Source organism: Achromobacter deleyi, from assembly GCF_902859705.1.
In the GTDB taxonomy this organism is placed as follows: Bacteria; Pseudomonadota; Gammaproteobacteria; order Burkholderiales; family Burkholderiaceae_B; genus Achromobacter; species Achromobacter deleyi.
Genome location: NZ_CADIJO010000003.1, coordinates 124,780 through 141,128, shown reverse-complemented (window position 1 = coordinate 141,128; position 16,349 = coordinate 124,780). Strand labels below are relative to the sequence as shown.

Annotated in this window: 13 protein-coding genes; 7 read left to right on the top strand and 6 right to left on the bottom strand. The window is 68.4% G+C overall.

Translation table 11 applies throughout. The features are described from left to right. Positions 1-68: 68 nt before the first annotated feature. Both HV798_RS05650 and HV798_RS05645 read left to right on the top strand, forming a co-directional pair. Entirely contained in the window at positions 69-1,055 is a 987-nt protein-coding gene (locus HV798_RS05650; RefSeq protein WP_246288595.1) for a helix-turn-helix transcriptional regulator, read from the top strand. 51 nt (positions 1,056-1,106) lie between these two features. After that, the gene (locus tag HV798_RS05645; RefSeq protein ID WP_175191706.1) at positions 1,107-2,003 is read left to right on the top strand and encodes a DMT family transporter; all 897 of its coding nucleotides are present in this window, start codon (positions 1,107-1,109) and stop codon (positions 2,001-2,003) included. A 61-nt stretch (positions 2,004-2,064) separates the two neighbouring features. Here HV798_RS05645 and HV798_RS05640 read toward each other — a convergent pair whose 3' ends face one another. Then, the gene (locus tag HV798_RS05640; protein ID WP_175191707.1) at positions 2,065-2,271 is read right to left on the bottom strand and encodes a hypothetical protein; all 207 of its coding nucleotides are present in this window, start codon (positions 2,269-2,271) and stop codon (positions 2,065-2,067) included. 54 nt (positions 2,272-2,325) lie between these two features. Here HV798_RS05640 and HV798_RS05635 point away from each other — a divergent pair, with 54 nt between their 5' ends. Next, complete coding sequence (locus HV798_RS05635; protein ID WP_246288594.1) at positions 2,326-2,991, top strand: PadR family transcriptional regulator; 666 nt, start codon at positions 2,326-2,328, stop codon at positions 2,989-2,991. A gap of 25 nt (positions 2,992-3,016) precedes the next feature. Beyond that, entirely contained in the window at positions 3,017-3,832 is an 816-nt protein-coding gene (locus tag HV798_RS05630) for a siderophore-interacting protein (RefSeq protein WP_175191708.1), read from the top strand. A 65-nt stretch (positions 3,833-3,897) separates the two neighbouring features. On the opposite strand, the gene HV798_RS05625 is transcribed toward HV798_RS05630, so the two are convergent. Continuing rightward, a complete protein-coding gene (locus HV798_RS05625) occupies positions 3,898-4,776 on the bottom strand; it encodes a LysR family transcriptional regulator (RefSeq protein WP_175191709.1) in 879 nt (292 codons plus the stop codon). A 104-nt stretch (positions 4,777-4,880) separates the two neighbouring features. On the opposite strand from HV798_RS05625, the gene HV798_RS05620 reads away from it, so the two are divergent. Further along, positions 4,881-5,741, top strand: a complete 861-nt coding sequence (locus tag HV798_RS05620; protein WP_175191710.1) for an isocitrate lyase/PEP mutase family protein — start codon at positions 4,881-4,883, stop codon at positions 5,739-5,741. A 93-nt stretch (positions 5,742-5,834) separates the two neighbouring features. Here HV798_RS05620 and HV798_RS05615 read toward each other — a convergent pair whose 3' ends face one another. The 4 genes from HV798_RS05615 to HV798_RS05600 all read right to left on the bottom strand — a co-directional run bounded on the left by HV798_RS05615 (position 5,835) and on the right by HV798_RS05600 (position 13,421). After that, positions 5,835-8,720 (bottom strand): WG repeat-containing protein, encoded by a 2,886-nt coding sequence (locus tag HV798_RS05615; protein ID WP_175191711.1) that lies wholly within the window; start codon positions 8,718-8,720, stop codon positions 5,835-5,837. Between the two features lie 2 nt (positions 8,721-8,722). Further along, positions 8,723-11,782, bottom strand: coding sequence for a WG repeat-containing protein (locus tag HV798_RS05610; RefSeq protein ID WP_175191712.1), 3,060 nt, complete (start codon positions 11,780-11,782; stop codon positions 8,723-8,725). 188 nt (positions 11,783-11,970) lie between these two features. Then, positions 11,971-12,543: an RNA polymerase sigma factor gene (locus HV798_RS05605; RefSeq protein WP_246288593.1), complete on the bottom strand. Its 573-nt coding sequence runs from the start codon at positions 12,541-12,543 to the stop codon at positions 11,971-11,973. 239 nt (positions 12,544-12,782) lie between these two features. Beyond that, positions 12,783-13,421 (bottom strand): response regulator, encoded by a 639-nt coding sequence (locus HV798_RS05600; protein ID WP_175191713.1) that lies wholly within the window; start codon positions 13,419-13,421, stop codon positions 12,783-12,785. Between the two features lie 73 nt (positions 13,422-13,494). On the opposite strand from HV798_RS05600, the gene HV798_RS05595 reads away from it, so the two are divergent. Then, positions 13,495-14,901, top strand: coding sequence for a sensor histidine kinase (locus HV798_RS05595; protein ID WP_246288592.1), 1,407 nt, complete (start codon positions 13,495-13,497; stop codon positions 14,899-14,901). An 86-nt stretch (positions 14,902-14,987) separates the two neighbouring features. Further along, positions 14,988-16,256 carry an MFS transporter gene (locus HV798_RS05590; protein ID WP_425486121.1) on the top strand — a complete coding sequence of 423 codons (1,269 nt, stop codon included), beginning with the start codon at positions 14,988-14,990 and terminating at the stop codon, positions 16,254-16,256. Positions 16,257-16,349 lie beyond the last annotated feature (93 nt).

Below are 16,349 nucleotides of genomic sequence, written 5' to 3'. Positions count from 1 at the left end.
GCTATTCTGGAGAGTCCCGCAGCCTTATACAATTTAGCTGTTTATGCTATTACTGAAGGCAATAGCCGATGCCCCGTTCCCGCAAGTCCGATACCGTGAGTGATGCGACGCCTGAGGTGGCGTCTGACGTGACGCCCATTGCGGCATCGGCTGGCGCTGTCGATGCCGTTTTCGCTTCGACGTCTCCATCCGCTGCACGCCTGGATCGCACACGCACCGACCTGGCCGAATTCCTGCGCCTGCGTCGCGAACGGCTGAGTCCGGCCGCGCTGGGCCTGCCCGCAGGAGGCCGCCGCCGCACGCCGGGTTTGCGGCGCGAAGAAGTGGCGGCCCTGGCCGGCGTAGGCCTGGCCTGGTACACCTGGTTCGAGCAAGGCCGCAACATCAGCGTGTCGGCGACGTTCCTGGAAAATCTGGCGCGGGTCCTGAAGCTGGACGCGGCCGAGCGCCGCCACCTGTACCTCCTGGCGCATCAACGGCCGCCGGCCGAACCCGGGCGTACCTGGTGCACCGTGCCGCCGCAGGTGCGCCGGCTGATGGACGATCTGCCCACGCGCCCCGCTTACATCCTGAACCTGCGTTGGGACGTGGTGGTGTGGAACGCCGCGGCCGAGCGCGTGTTCGGTTTCGGTGCGCAAGCGCCGGGGCGACGCAATCTGCTGTGGATGCTGTTCACCGACCCTGCGATGCGGCAGCTGTTCGTCGACTGGCCGGCGCAGGCGCCCGCCATGTTGTCCACGTTTCGGCGTGACTTCGCGTCGGCCGCGGGCGTGCCCGACATCGCCGAACTGGTGGATGAGCTGGAACGCGTGTCGCCGGACTTCAAGACGTGGTGGCGCGAGCACGACGTGCATGGCAACTGCATGGGCGTGCGCAGCCTGCACATCGATCCGCTGGGCGACGTGGCGTTCGAACACTCGACATTGTCGGTGGACGAAAGCCGCCATCTGCGGCTGGTGGTGTATGCGCCCGCGCCGGACGAACCGCAGGCCCGCGCCTTTGCGCAGTGGCTGTCGCGCAAGCCTGCGCGGCAGCCGCGTGGCTCCAGAGAATAAGCGCCGCGTGGGTCTACGGCGGGGGCGCGGCGCACTCCTATAGTCGGCGCCATGCCTACCGAAAACCTGTCTCGCCGCCAAGCCCTGACCCTGCTCGCCATCGTGGTGCTGGCCTGGGGATTCACCTGGGTCGTCAGCAAGCTGCTGCTGCAATACATGACGCCGATCTGGGCGGTGGCGGCGCGCAGCGTGGTCGGCACCGCCGCGTTGCTGGTACTGGGCCTGGCGTTGCGGCGGGTGGTGTGGCCGGTCAAGGCTGACATTCCCGTGATTCTCAGCGTGGGCCTGCTGCACATGGGCGCCTTTGCCGCGCTGGTCAGCCTGGGGCTGCAATACGTGCCCGCAGGCCGATCGGTGGTGCTGGCTTACACCACGCCGCTCTGGGTCATTCCCGCCGCGCGGCTGTTCCTGGACGAACCCATCGGCCGTGGCCGCCGGGCGGGCCTGGCGCTGGGCCTGGCCGGACTGGTGGTCATCTTCAATCCCCTGGCATTTGACTGGCACAACGCCGACGCCGTGTTCGGCAACGGCCTGGTGCTGCTGGCCGCGTTGTGTTGGGCCGCCAACATCGTCTACGTGCGGGCGCATCGCTGGGTCACGCCACCGTTTGAACTGGCGTTCTGGCAGGCGCTGCTGGCGTCCGTGGTGCTGGTGGCGGTGGCGTGGGCGGCCGAGGGCAGGCCGCGCGTGGTCTGGAGCCCGGACCTGGGCTGGCTGCTGGGCTACGGCGGCGTGTTCGGCATTGCCGTGGCGTACTGGGCGGCGGTGAATGTGAACCGCTCGCTGCCCGCCGGCGTCACGTCCATCGGCTTGCTGGGCGTGCCGGTGGTGGGGCTGCTGTGTTCGGCGGCCATCCTGCACGAGCCGCTGAGCACGCCGCTGGTCGTGGGGATGGCGCTGATCGTGGCGGGTATCGCGGCCGGGGTGTTGGACAAGGGGCGCGGCTAGCGAGATTTGAAAAAGGCGCTTGACGCCGGGAAGTCGGGCTGTGTATCGTAAGATATATATCTTAAGATGCATCGTAAGTCATATCCCAGATAACCAGCGAGGCCATGCCATGCGCCACTTCCACTTCCTGGCCGCGTTTTCGCGCGGTCTTCGCCATGAATCCCGCGACGGCCACGGCCGCGGCGGCCACGGCGGCCGCCACCACCACGAACGCGGCAGTCACCATCACGAATACGCCGGGAACCCGTACGCTGGCCATGGCCGGCATCACGATTACCTCGGCAGCCCATACGAACAGCCTGGCTCCCGCCACGCCCAGGACATGCCTGACGGCAATTTCTGCGAAGGCGGCCGTGGCCGTCATCGTCGCCATGCCGGGGGCGGCGGCGGTTGGTTCGGCGGCCCCTGGGGCGGCCGTGGCGGCGATGCCGACGACAGCTTCGGCGGCGATGGCCGCGGCTGGGGCCGTAGCCGCAAGGTGTCTGCCGATGACCTGCAACTGATGCTGCTCGGCCTTCTGGAACAGAACCCCAGCCATGGCTACGAGCTGATCAAGGCGCTGGGCGCACTGTCCAATGGCTTCTACACGCCCAGCCCCGGCATGGTCTACCCCGCGCTGACCTACCTGGAAGAGCTGGGCTACGCCACGGTCGAACAGGAAGGCACCAAAAAGCGCTACCACCTGGCCGAGCCGGGTCGCGCGCACCTGGAGGCCAACCGCGAGCGCCTGTCGGTGATGTTCAACAAGCTCAAGCACGTGGCGCGCAAGATGGACTGGATGCGCCAGGCCTGGAGCGGCGAATCGCGCGCGGCGCCCGCGGACGACGAGAACGCCACCGGCTGGATCGACGAATTCGTGCACGCCCGCCAGGCGATCCGCCATGCGCTGCTGGAACGCACCGAGGCCTCGCCGGCCGAACAGCGCCGCATTGCCGCGATTCTGCGCCGCGCCACCGAGGAAATCACCGGCAAGAAGGACTGTGCCTGATTCCGTTCACCCCATTGGAGTACCCATGACCCGTAGCGACCTGACTGTCGAACGCGTGCGCCATTCGCTGAAGATGCGCATCCTGACCGTGGCGCGCGTCGAGCGCATCGCGGGCCTGCTGGCCCGCGTCACCTTTACCGGCGAAGACCTGCACGACTTCGTCTCGGCGTCTTTCGACGACCACGTGAAACTGTTTTTCCCCGCCGATCCATCCCAGCCGCCGGCCCTGCCCGAAGTCGGTCCCGACGGCATCAAGTTCCCCGAAGGCGTGCCGCGTCCGGCCGCGCGCGACTACACGCCGCGCCGCTTCGATACGGCCCGCCAGGAACTGGATATCGACTTCGTGCTGCATGGCGATGGGCCTGCGTCCACCTGGGCCGAGCAGGCCGAGGCGGGCCAGCGGCTGGGCATCGGCGGCCCGCGGGGTTCGTTCGTCGTGCCCACGGGCTTTGACTGGCATGTGCTGATCGGCGACGAGACCGCGCTGCCGGCCATCGCGCGCCGCCTGGAGGAACTGCCCGCCACCGCGCAGGCGCTGGTGCTGATCGAGGTGCCCGGCGCCGACAATGAAATCTCGCTGGCCACGCGTGCGCAGGCCAATGTGCGCTGGTTGCATCGCAACGGCACGGCCGCCGGCTACAGCACGTTGTTGCTGGAGGCCGCGCGCGAACTGACGTTGCCGCCGGGCGAGGGCTATACCTGGATCGCGGCGGAATCCGCGGCGGCCAAGGCGGTGCGCGAAATCATGGTGGCGCAGCACGGCATCGACAAGAGCCGCATTCGCGCCGCCAGTTATTGGAAGCGCGGCGCGGTGGCCGTGCACGAGTCGCACGAAGACTGACGCAACTCGCCCATCGGCCCCGGGCTGTCGTGCCACCGCGGCGCATGTCGGCCGCGTGCGGGCGTCTATCCCTGCGCCAGCGCCAGCAGATTGGCCACGCGCCCGCCTGGCGTGTCTTCACGCACCGCCAGCCCCAGCACGGCGCGCGGCCAATCCAGCGCGAACGGGCGGAACACCACGCCGTCCGGCCGCAGGTGGCGCAGCGACGCGGGCACGATGGCGACGCCCATGCCCGCAGCCACCAGGTTCACCGCCGATGACAGCTGCGGCGCGCGCTGCCCTGGCAGCGGATTCAGACCGTGCTGGCGGCAGGCCGCCATGATGTCGGCGCTGAGCCCGTAGCCGGATTTGCGCGAATACTGAATGAAGCGTTCCTGCGCCAGGTCGGCCGGCGCCAGCCGCTTGCGTCGCGCCAGCGCGTGGCCCAGCGGCAAGGCCACCATCAACGGCTCTTCGGTCAGTTGCAGAAAGCGCAGCCCGCCGTCCATCGCGAAAGGCGGCCGTACGAATGCCGCGTCGATCTTGCCGTCGCGCAATTGCGTGACCAGCGTTTCGCTGTCGTCCTGCGACAGCGTCATTTCCACGTCGGGATATTGCTGCCGATACAGGCGGATCAGCTCGGTCACGACCGGATGAAACGAGGCCGACTCGGTAAAGCCCAGCGCCAGTTCGCCGACCTCGCCGCGTGCGGCGCGCCGGGCCGTCTGCACGGCGGCTTGTGCGCGTTGCAGGATGTCTTCGGCGCACACCAGGAAGGCGCGGCCGGCGTCGTTCAGGCTGACGCCGCGCCCGCGGCGGTCGAACAGCGGGGTGCCGACTTCTTCTTCCAGTTGCCGGATCTGCTGCGACAACGGCGGCTGCGCCATGCCCAGCTGTTCGGCGGCGCGGGTGAAGTGCTGGGCCTCGGCCGTGGCCACGAAGTAGCGCAGGTGGCGCAGTTCCATATTGATACCTGAAAAGTACTGATTATCAATTTTCCATATATTGGACATTCTATTGCAGCGGAACGATCATGCAGGCATCGATCTTTCGTTTTCAAGGAATGCACATGGCTCCCTCTCTGACCCCCGGCGCGCGGCTGCGCCAGCATCTGGCCCAGGACATCGTCGTGGCCCCCGGCGCCTACGACGGCATGTCGGCCCGCCTGGTGGCGGCCGCCGGCTTCAACGCGGTGTACGCCAGCGGCGGCGCCATTGCCCGCGCGGCCGGCTACCCGGACATCGGGCTGCTCAGCTTCACCGAGGTGATGGACCGTGTGGAAAAGATCGTCGACGCCAGCGGCCTGCCGGTGGTGGCCGACGCGGACACGGGATTCGGCGGTTCGGCCAACGTCGAGCGCACCGTGCGCATCATGGAGCGCGCCGGTGTGGCCGCCTTTCATATCGAAGACCAGTCGTTTCCCAAGCGCTGCGGCCACCTGGACGACAAGAGCCTGGTGGATGCCGAGGAAATGTGCCGCAAGGTGCATATCGCGCGGCAGACGCTGGCCGACGCCGACACTCTGGTGATCGCGCGCACTGACGCCATCGCGGTGGAGGGCTTTGACGCGGCCATCGCGCGCGCCGAGCAATACGTGAAGGCGGGCGCCGACATGGTGTTCGTCGAAGCGCCGGAAACACTGGAGCAGATCCGCGCCATCGCCGACCGGCTGCCCGGGCTGAAGCTCATCAACATGTTCTACGGCGGCAAGACGCCGCTGGTGCCGCTGCCCGACCTGGCGGCCATGGGCTATCGCCTGGCGATCATTCCGTCTGACCTGCAGCGCGCAGCCATTCACGCGATGCAGGCCACGCTGGCCGCCATCCGCGAGACGGGCGACAGCAGCGCGCTGGCCGACCGGCTGACCAGCTTCAAGGAACGCGAAGAAATCGTGCAGACGCGCCGCTACCTGGCGCTGGATACGCAGTAACGGCGCGCTGTGGACCGGGCGTGGAACGTCCGGCCACGGCAATGTATCCGGCAGCCGCAGCGCACCCGGTGACCGCGCCGCTGCGACTGCGCGCTACCGCTGGCAGCGTTGCGGCATCGACAGCGGCCACAGCCGCTGGTTGTACGCACCGTACAGCGTGCGGATGCCGCATTCCATGCCGACCCGCGCCACCATCGCGCCTTGCTGATCCAGGATCATCGACATGTCGCGCGTGGACACCACGGCGCGTTGGCCCGAGAACGGCGTGGCGTATTGGTACACCGGCGCGATCGCCAGCTTGCCCTGGCCGTCGGCATAGCCCAGCAGGCCGCCCACGCGGGCCAGCGCCAGGCCGTCGCGCCGCAAGCCCAGGTATTCAAACACCGGGCCATCGGCCACGGCCTTGTCGTTGACGGCGCGCTCGGTGCCGTTGGGCAGCGTCATGACCGCGCGGCCTTCCGAAAAGCCCGAGCCGAAACCGGCCAGCGTCATGCGCGTCTTGCCCGTCAGGTCCGCGTAGTGGGTGATGTGCTGGCCCTGCTGCTGGTCGCGCCGCACCAGCCAGGGCGAGCCTGTCGGCCAGCTCCATTCGCCCGCAGGCAGCGTGGCCACGGTCTTGCCGTGTTCGTCGATGATGCGTGCGCCTTCGTCGTCGCTGAGCAGCGCGCGAGCGGGCTTGCCCTGGAAGGGCGTGCCCGCGACCGGGCCGGGGGCGATCTGCCAGCGGCCGGCGCCGTCCAGATAGCCGTAGCGATCGGCGCGGCGGATGGACATCCAGTTGCCCATCGGCGTGTAGCTGGCGTCCTGCACGTCCAGCGCATCGGACGCATCGGGCGCGATCATCCAGCGCTGCTTCTGGCTGTAGGCCAGGTAGGCGCCGTCGTCGGTGCGCGAGACGTCCATGCCCGACTGGAACGTGGTCAGCGCGCGGCCGCTGGTGTTGATGACGGCTTGCGGCCGTTGGTAGTCCTCGCCTTTCCAGCCGGCCTGCGATACCAGCCAGAGCTTGTCGTTGACGCGCGTGGCGCCGTGATGGCTGGGCGGCACGACCCACTTGCCTTGCTGGTCGATCACACCGACCTTGTCCGCGCCCAGCGCGGCCACGGCCTGGCCCTTTTGGAAGACGCCTATGAACTGGAATGCCGGCGCCGACACTTCCTTGCCGGCGATGAAGTCGTACAGGCCCCAGGGATCGCCTTCGGCCGCGGTCTTCAGGTAGCGCACCAGGCCGGGCGCCACGACCTCGGCTTCGAAATAGTCGGGCAGCGCATAGGTCTTGCCGGCGCGATCGATCAGGCGCGCTTCGCCCTTGGCGTAGATCAGCGCGTAGCCGTGGCGGAAGGCGCCGATGTGCTGCTGCAAAGGCAGGTCCATCGGTTTGCCGCGTGCATCCAGCAACTGCATGCCGTCTTCGGTCTGCGCGGCGTAGCGCAGCTGGTCGGCGGCGGGCGTGTCGCCGGTCTCGTCTTTCGGGGCGTATTCGTCTTCTGCGCCATCCAGCGGCAGGACGGCGGTCCAGGTCTTGTCGGTGGCTACGCTGCCATCGGCCAGCAGCAGGCCGGCGCTGCTGTCGCCGCACTGGCAGTAGCCCTGGCCCAGCAGGCCCAGCGGGCCACCGGGCACATCCAGCGGCATGTCGCGCAGTTGCGAACCCTGCGCGGCCGCCAGGGCCTCGGGCTGCAGTATCGCGCGGCCCTCGGCATCCAGGGCATTGAACAGCTCACCGTCGTCGCCGGATAGCCACAGCTTGCCCTGGCGCAACGCAAGTCGGCTGACTTGCGCCAGCCACGGCGGCGCGGTGTCGCCATGCAGCCACGTGCCCTTGGGCGTGAGCAGCCCGGCGACGCGGCCCGCGGGGTCGCGGAACAGCACGTAGTTGCCTTCATTCTCGGCGGCCGTCATGCTCGTGCCCAGGGTCACGGGTTCGGCGCGGCCCGGCACGTAGGCCTTGAGCGTGTCGCCCGTGGTGTAGACCAGCGTGTCGCCGTGCAGCACCGTCGACTGCGCCTCGGCGTCGGTCAAGGTGCCCAGCGGCTGGCCGGCGGCGTCGAGCAGCGCATAGCCGCCGCGCGGCAGCTGTGCGCTCCAGAACGCCTCGCCCACCTTGATGATGCGGCGATAGTCCTTGCCCTGGCCGATGACGTTGCCGGCGGTGTCGATCAGCGCCACTTCGTCTTCGCCCATGGCCAGCGCCAGGGTGTCCTTGGACCGCCGGGAAATGTCGAGGTACTGCGGTTTCACGCGCCAGTTCCAGTCGCTGTCGAGCAGGCCATAGCGCCCGCGCGCGTCGGCCGCGATGAACAGGTCGGGGCCGTAGCTGGACAGGATGCGGATGTCGTCGGTGGCGTAGCGGCGTTCGCCGGTGTTGGACCGGTATTCCTCGCGGTACGTGATGGCCGCCTGCGCCGGCTTGCCTTCGCCCAGCTGCACGCTTTGCACGCTGGCGTCGAGCGCATCGCCCACGGCCTTGCCGCTGCGGTCGATCACCTGGTATTGGCCGTCCAGCGTCACCACGGCCAGCCCCGCTTCGACGAAGTCCGACGCGCTGCTGTAGCGCGGCGGCACGGCCATCTTGCCCTTGGCGTCGATGTAGCCCCATTTGCCCTTCCAGCGCACGGCGGCCAGGCCATGGTGAAAGTCGCCTACCGCTTCGAATTGCGGATTGACGGCCAGCTTGCCGTTGCCGTCCAGAAAGCCCCAGGCGTGCCGGCGCAGCGATTCATCGGTGGGCACGCGGTCGATCTCTTCCAGCGCCGACGGCAGCAGCACGGCGGCGCGGTTGTCGGACAGCGCGCGGATGCAGCCCAGGTCTGCATTGCGGGTGCCGTCGCGGTCTTCGACCATGGCCATGGTGTTGACGGCCGACGCATCGACGCAGACGCTGCGCGCCTGGCGGTACTGGGCGTGGACGGACAGGGAGACGCCCAACGCGGCGACGGCGCAGGCGATGCGGGTGGCTTGAAACGCGCGTGAGGTCATGGTCATTCTGCTTTGGCGGAGGCGGGGACGGGCGGCTGTTCGATCTCGGCGGCTTCGGGGCAGGTCAGCTTTTCGCGCGGCCAGGTCTGGTTCTCCTGCGCGTCCAGCACCACGATTTCATCGCACAGCTTGCCGAACAGCGCGGTGGTCTTGCCCTGGGGGTCGATGAATTCCAGCAGGCGGCCACGGCGCACCAGCGCGCGTTCATCCTGGAAGTCGGACGCCCAGCCGAAGTCCGGCGCGATGGCGTAGCGGCCGGTCAGGTCGATGTAGCCGTATTGTTCGCCGGTGCGCTGGGTGCGCTGGGCCAGCGCCCGCCCATTGCGCAGCGGGCCCAGCTTGTCGAAGTAGGGGCCGACGATGCGCTTGCCGTCGGCGTTGATGAAGCCATAGCGGTCGTTCTGGCCGCGATACGGCACGACCCCTTCGCTGGCCTTGCGTTCCTCCAGCGAATACTTGCCCTTGATGCGGGTGATCTCGCGGCCCTGCAGGTCGGTGATGATGCCCTCGGACGTCTCTTCGTCGTCAAACACCAGGCGTTTCATCGACGCCAGCGGCGTGCCGTCGCCGCGCTGCGCAAGCAGCGTCTTGCCGTTTTCGTCCATCAGCCGGTAGCTCTGGCCGTCGTAGACGCGGGCCAGGCCTTCGGGTTGCACGAAGAACGGGTTGAATTCACCGTTCACTGCGGCGATCTTCATGTTGCCGCGCGCATCGATCGCGCCATTGCGCGAGCGGTACTGCACGTAGATCCAGTCGCCATACTGTTCCTTGCGGTCAGGGCTGCCTTCCCACAGGCGGGTCGTGCCGCCCTGGCGGTCGAACAGCAGCGTGGCGCCGTCCTGCCCTTGCCCCAGGAAGCGGCCCTGGCGCAGGTTCTGCGGCTTTTCGCGCAGCACCGGGCTGTGCTGGCCGGTACGCAGGTTGATCAGGCGATAGCCTTCGCGATAGCTGCCGGATGCCCCCTTGGCCCGCGGCTCGCGCGCCAGCAGGTAGCCGTTGCCCAGGTATTCGAGTTCGTAGCTGCCGGAATACGTGGCCGGCACCACCCACTTGCCCTGGCGGTCGATGACGCCCCAGCGGTCATTGTCCTGGGCGTTGGCCCAGTCATCCTTGAATTCCTCGATGCGTTCCAGCGTCGGCTTGACCGCCACGCTCGCGCTGCGGATGTTCCACAGGCCCCAGCGCTGGCGGCGGTTGTCGTCCTGCGTGTAGTAATAGAGCAGGTCGCCGTCGATCTTCTCGCCGTTGACCTCCACTCGGGCGGGCAGCTTCTGCACCTGGCCGCGGGCGTCGATCAGCAAGGCTGCGCGGCGGTCCATGTCGGCCGTACGGGCCCAGGAATACGGGCCATCGAAACCGCGGATGCCTTCGTAGTCGGGCGGCAGCAGCCAGTTGCCTTCCGCGTCGATCAGGCCTGCGCCGCGCTTGCGGGTCTTGACCACCAGCGGCGCGCTGGCGTTGTAGGTATTCATGTCGTCCCAATCCGGGTTGGTGACGATCTTGCCGGATGGCGTCAGGATGCCGGAAGGCTGCGTGTAGTCGTCGGGGCGCAGCAGCGCCAGGGGCAGTTGGGCGTTGTCTTGCGTGCCGGCCTGGGCCTCGTCTGGTGCGGCGTCGGCTGCGGCCCGGGGCGTGAATTCCGACACCCGGTAGCGGGCCAGGCGCGCCGCGGTATCGGCGTCCAGCAGCGTCGTGCCGTCGGGCCGGTAGATCTGCACCAGGCTGGCTTCGGTCTGCGTGCTGCTGCCGGTGACGTCGATCGCGGTTGCGGTGTCGGCGGCAGCAGTGGCGGCGGGGACGGCCTGGTCCGAGGCGGCATCCACCGCGGCATCGGCGACGGTGGCGGTGTCCGCGGCGGCGGTGGCCTCTGCGGGAACCGTGTCGGCGGCAGCGGTGGCCTCGGCCGGGACCGCGGCCGTGACGTCCGTTTCTTGCGGCGGGCGCGCGGCATCGCTGGCGCCGTTGGCGGGCGGCGTCGGGGCAAAGGCGTACACCCAGGCCAGGCCATTCTTGATCGTCACCTGAGGCATGTGGCCGGGAATCTTGCGCATCTTGCCGTTGGGGAAGACGAGCATCACCGCATCGGCGTCGCTCAGGACCTTCCAGCCGTTTCGTTCTTCAACGGCTGCGTAGTTGACCGAGAAGGTGTGCAGCGTGGCCAGCTTGCCGTCGAGCAGCAGGGACGGGCCGTCGTTCTTGGACCTGACCAGCCACAGGCCGGGCGCGACTTGCTGCACGTCGCTGTAGCGGGTGTCGGACAGCGGTGTGCCGTCGGGGCGTACGAAGACCCAGGTCTCGTCGCGGCGCACGGCGATCGTGTCGCCATCGCGTCGCGGCGGTTCGTGCGAACGCAGCACATCGGGGGCAATGGCCCAGCGGCCTTCGGCGTCCAGCAGCCCCCAGGCGCCGCCGTAGCGGGCGCTGCGGCGCTGCGCAGGCAGGTAACCATCGGTGGGCTTGGACAGGGCCATGACGTCGCCGGGCAGCGTCAGGGCGCGTCCCGTCGTCGTGTCGAACAGCCGTGGCGCTTGCGGCACTTCCATCGAGGCCAGTTTCTGGCCGGGCTCGAAGCCCCACGAACGCATGCCCAGCTCGAAGGTCTTGATGATCTGGCCCTGGCGATTGACCAGCACGTCGCGCTCGTCCAGTTCGACCAGCGCGGTGCCTTCGGCATTGAAGCCGGTGGCGCGCGTGAAGCGCGGCTTGATCGCCCACTCGCCGCGGGTATCGATGTAACCCCACAGCTCGCCCTGCTGCACGGCGGCCAGCCCGTTCTGGAAGGATTCGGCTTCCCGGAAGGCGGGCGCGATCGCCATGCGACCTTGCTTGTCGATGTAGCCCCAGGTGCCGGCCGGGTCGCTCGTCTTGCCGACCTGCACGGCCGCCAGCCCGTCGGTATAGGGGCGGTTGCAGGGCGTGTCCGGGTTGATGGCATAGGTGCTGCCGATGCACGCGCGCTGCCAGTCTCTGTCGTATTGGGCGCTGGCGGGGGCCGCATACAGGCCGGCAAGGGCCGTAGCGAGCGCCAACAGGCGGAATGAGCGAAGCCGGACGTGCCGCATGGTCGGTTTGCCTGCCAAAAAATGGGGGAAGGCAGCACTGTAACCAGCAGTAGCAGTCAAAAAACCGAGAAATGTAACGATAGAAAACGAACCGTTAACACCTGGAGAAAGGGCGGGGGACTACGCGGGATTTCCTGGCATGGTCAGTACGCCGCCGGTCGCACAAGTCGCCCGAGCGCCGACGGATCTCAATCGTCCAGCCAGGCGTCCTGGGCGCGCATGCGTGACCGTATCAGTGCACGGGCGCGCGAAAGGCGGCTGCGCACCGTGCCCACCGGCAGGCCCAATTGGATGGCGGCCTCTTCATACGACAGCTCGTCCACGCAGATCAGCACCAGCAGTTCGCCCAGGTCGGAGGGCATCGCCGCTAGCGAGCGGTCCAGGATGCGAATCAGCTGCAGCAGCTCGACGCGGCTGGCCGGATCGGATTGCAGATCGGCCTCGTCGGTCAGCGCGGTGTCGCTCACGAAAGTGAAGCGCCGTTCGGGCGAACGCGACAGGTGGTTGCGGATCAGGTTGCGCGCGATGCCGAACAGCCAGGTCGACGGTTTGCTCTCGCCTCGGAACTGGTCGTAGCAACAGGACATCTCGACGAACGCCTGCTGCGTGATGTCGTCGGCGTCCGAGCCGTTGCCCACGTGCCGCAGCACGAAGCGCCGCAAGCGTTCGGATTCCTCGCGCACCAGCTGGCTGACTGGATCGGGTTGGGGGGAGGCGGCGTAACGGAGAGCAGGGTGCATGGTGACGGTGCAGCTGTACATGGACGGGATGCTCGGCACGCCGGGCAGGGGCCGGCGCCTGGCGCGGGCGCGCAACGTCCCGGCACGGAACCGGAGCGGTCCGCGCACGTTCGGATGGGCGTGGGGGGAATTCAGTGCAGGCCCGTGATCTCCCATGGCCCCTTGCGGAAAGAGAACGCAGGACGCTGCGAAATCAGTCTACGTTTGGAAGATTCGGTAGCAAATACGACGAGTGCCGTATTTTTGGAAGACTTTTTTCTTCAGGCGCTGGGCAGGCCCAGCCGAACCGCATACGCCACCAGTTCGGCCGTGCTGTGCAGCGCCAGCTTGCGCATCAGGTTTTCGCGGTGCTTGCGCGCCGTCAGCGGACTGATGTGCAGCGCCTGGCCGATCTGCGCCGCGGTGGCGCCTTGCGCGGCCAGGGCCAGCACCTGTTGCTCGCGTCGGGTCAGGGTCTCGGCGGGGGCGGGCACGTGGTTGGCGTGGGCGCGGGCCGGCAGGCGGGCCTGCCCATCGTGCAGGCGCTGGATGGCCGCCATCAACTCGCGCGAGCTGCCGATCTTGGCCAGGTATTCGTCGGCGCCGGCTTCCAGGATGGCCTGGCGGCTGCGCGCGTCGGTATTGGCGGTCAGCACCGTGATGTACAGCGACGGATGGCGTTCGCGCAGGGCGCGCACCCAGCCCGATCCCGCCACGCCCGGCATGCCCAGGTCCAGCACCAGTACATCGGCGCCATGGGCGGCCAGCAGGGCCAGCACCTGTTCGCCCGTTGCCGCTTCATCCACCGACCCGATCAGGCCGACCGCCTGCTGCATGACCATTTTCAAACCCTCGCGCACGATGCCGTGGTCGTCGGCCAGCAGGACGCGCAGCAAGGGAGGCGTAGAGGTCAGGGTCATGGCAGGCGGACGAGGGGCGGCGCCGCAAGGTTGTGTCAGAATGATGCACCATTATAGGGACCGATCAACGCGCATGACCGCCCCTTCCGCACTGCCCCCGCCCCGCTTGCCAGGCAAGCCCGACTTCGACGCCCCGGCGGTTGACGACGCCATCGCGGCCGAACTGGCGACGCTGCTCTACAAGCAGTCCCACGGCGTGCTGTTCGCCAATTTCGCCATCGTGGTGCCCGTGGCCTATGTCATGCGCGACAGCGTGCCCGCCTGGCTGCTGGCGTCGTGGGCCGCCATTCTGTATTTGCTGACCTTGCTGCGGGTGGCGGTCAGCCATCGTTTTTCCCGGCGCGGTCTCGGACCGCTGCGGCCCTGGGTCTGGGGGTTCTGCCTGCTGTCCTGGACGTCGGGCCTCTTGTGGGGGCTGGCGGGCGTGGCCGCGGTGCTGTCGGGCCAGGACATGCTGCTGGCCTTCGGCTGCGTCATGCTGGCCGGCATGTGCAGCGGCGCCGTGCCGTCGCTGTCGGCCTATCCGCCCGCGTATGCGGGGTCGGCGCTGGGCATGGTGGCGCCCTTCATCATCGCCTGCCTGGCAGCAGCCGACGGCCTGAACTGGGTGTATGCGGTCTTTGGCGTCTGCCTCCTGGGCGTGAACCTGTACTACAGCGCCGTCACGTATCGCAGCCTGCAGACCACGGTGGCGCTGCGCTTTGAGAACTCCGCCTTGATCCACAGCCTGGAGCGCGAGCGCGACCGGGTGGCGGCGGCCGACCGCGCCAAGACCCGCTTCCTGGCTGCTGCCGGGCACGACCTGCGCCAGCCGGTGCATGCGCTGGGCATGTTCACTGATGTGCTGGCCAGCCGCGCCGAACAGGGCAGCGTCACCCCGCAGGACGCGCTGCACGTGGCCCGTCGCCAACAGACGGTGCTGGACGGCCTGAACCGCCTGCTCGACGGTCTGCTGGACCTGTCGCGCATGGATGCGCATGCGCTGCGGGTGGAACGCCAGGCGGTGGCGCTGGACGCCGTGTTCGACGACGTGCGCCAGGACTTCGAGCCGCAGGCGCGCACGCGCGGCCTGCGGCTGTCGGTGACGCCGACCACCGCAGTGGTGGATACCGATCCCGCCTTGCTGCGCCGCATCCTCGACAACCTGCTGGGCAATGCGCTGGCATACACGCCAGCGGGCGGCGTGCTGTTGGCAGCCCGACGGCGGCGCGGCGGCGTGCTGATCCAGGTGTGGGATACCGGCGTGGGCATCGCGCCCGACCTGCAGGAATCCGTGTTTGCGGAATTCACGCGCGGCGACGCGCCGTCCGGCGTGGCCCCGACCGTCCAGGGGCTGGGCTTGGGGCTGGCCATCGTGCGCCGGTTGACCGACTTGCTGCACGGCCAGGTGTCGCTGCGGTCCGTGCCGGGCAAGGGTTCGGTGTTCTCGTTGTGGTTGCCGCCTGGCATTCCCGCCGCGCATGCAGCGGGCGATAAATAATCAGTTGAACGCTGGCCGCGCCGGCCCTGTAATAGCGCAAGCTGCCCGCGCGTGCGGGCGTTGCCGTTTCCCATCAGAGGTCCGCCATGCCTGCCGCGCCATTTGCCACGCCCGCTCATCCCGCCTCGCGCAATCTATGGGTCATGGTATTGGCCGGCGGCATCGTCATGGGCCTGGCGCTGGGCGTGCGGCACGTGCAGGGCCTGTTCCTCTTGCCCATCACGATGGACCGCGGCTGGTCGCGCGAAACCTTCGCCATGGCGCTGGCATTGCAGAACCTGACCTGGGGTGTCGTGCAGCCGTTCACCGGCATGATCGCCGACCGCTATGGTTCGGCCAAGGTCATCCTGGGCGGCCTGGCGTTCTATGCCCTGGGCCTGGTCGGCATGGCGCACGCCGCCAGTCCGGCGGCCTTCATGTGGACGGCCGGCGTCTGCATCGGCATTGCGCTGTCGGGCACCGCATTCGCCGTCATCTATGGCGTGCTCAGCCGCCTGGTTCCGCCCGAAAAACGGGGCTGGGCGTTGGGGGTGGCGGGGGCGATCGGCGGGTTGGGGCAGTTCACCATGGTGCCGGCCGCGCAATGGCTGATCGGCGGCTGGGGCTGGGTCAGCGCGCTGCTGACCTTTTCGGTGGTGCTGGCGGTGGCGCTGCCCCTGGCCTGGCCGCTCAAGGAAAGCGCGCGGCGTGCGGCGCCGGCCGCCGCAGGCGCTGCCGGCCTAGGCGCCAAGCCGGCCGATCTGCCCATGGGCGCCGCCATCCGCGAAGCCTTTGCTCAACCCGGCTTCTGGCTGTTGAACCTGGGTTTCCTGGCGTGCGGCTTCCAGCTGGCGTTCATCGGCACGCACCTGCCGGCCTACCTGATGGACAAGGGCCTGCGCGCCGCCGATGCTGTCGCGGCCCTGGCCATCATCGCGCTGACCAATGTCATCGGCACCTATGTCTGCGGCATCCTCGGCGCGCATCATCGCCGCAAGTACCTGCTGGCCGGCATCTATCTGCTGCGCACCGCCGCCATGGCGCTGTTCTTCCTGTTGCCGCTGTCGACCTGGTCGGTCTATGCCTTCGCGGCGGTCATGGGGTTCGTGTGGCTGGGCACCGTGCCGCTCACCAACGGCCTGATCGCGCAGGTGTTCGGCGTGCGCTACATCACCACGCTGTTCGGCTTTGTCTTCTTTGGCCATCAGGTGGGGTCATTCCTGGGCGTGTGGCTGGGCGGCGTGGTGTTCGAAGCCACCCATTCCTACGACCTGATCTGGCTGGGGGCGATGGCGCTGGGCGTGCTGTCGGCGGCGCTGCACTGGCCCATCGACGATCGCGAGCTGCCGCGCGTGCGGGCGGCCATGGCCAGTTGACCGGTTGATCCGCCGTCGCGCCCAGGGTGCAAAGGGCGCAAGGGGAATCCGCGCTATAACGGTGGCATGCGCCGCGCTGGCGGCGGCCGTTCT

Coding starts and splice junctions, on each gene's coding strand:
- HV798_RS05650 (WP_246288595.1), top strand. CDS start 69: ATGCCCCGTTCCCGCAAGTCCGATACCGTGAGTGATGCGACGCCTGAG.
- HV798_RS05645 (WP_175191706.1), top strand. CDS start 1,107: ATGCCTACCGAAAACCTGTCTCGCCGCCAAGCCCTGACCCTGCTCGCC.
- HV798_RS05640 (WP_175191707.1), bottom strand. CDS start 2,271: ATGCCGGCCATGGCCAGCGTACGGGTTCCCGGCGTATTCGTGATGGTG.
- HV798_RS05635 (WP_246288594.1), top strand. CDS start 2,326: ATGCCTGACGGCAATTTCTGCGAAGGCGGCCGTGGCCGTCATCGTCGC.
- HV798_RS05630 (WP_175191708.1), top strand. CDS start 3,017: ATGACCCGTAGCGACCTGACTGTCGAACGCGTGCGCCATTCGCTGAAG.
- HV798_RS05625 (WP_175191709.1), bottom strand. CDS start 4,776: ATGGAACTGCGCCACCTGCGCTACTTCGTGGCCACGGCCGAGGCCCAG.
- HV798_RS05620 (WP_175191710.1), top strand. CDS start 4,881: ATGGCTCCCTCTCTGACCCCCGGCGCGCGGCTGCGCCAGCATCTGGCC.
- HV798_RS05615 (WP_175191711.1), bottom strand. CDS start 8,720: ATGACCTCACGCGCGTTTCAAGCCACCCGCATCGCCTGCGCCGTCGCC.
- HV798_RS05610 (WP_175191712.1), bottom strand. CDS start 11,782: ATGCGGCACGTCCGGCTTCGCTCATTCCGCCTGTTGGCGCTCGCTACG.
- HV798_RS05605 (WP_246288593.1), bottom strand. CDS start 12,543: ATGTACAGCTGCACCGTCACCATGCACCCTGCTCTCCGTTACGCCGCC.
- HV798_RS05600 (WP_175191713.1), bottom strand. CDS start 13,421: ATGACCCTGACCTCTACGCCTCCCTTGCTGCGCGTCCTGCTGGCCGAC.
- HV798_RS05595 (WP_246288592.1), top strand. CDS start 13,495: ATGACCGCCCCTTCCGCACTGCCCCCGCCCCGCTTGCCAGGCAAGCCC.
- HV798_RS05590 (WP_425486121.1), top strand. CDS start 14,988: ATGCCTGCCGCGCCATTTGCCACGCCCGCTCATCCCGCCTCGCGCAAT.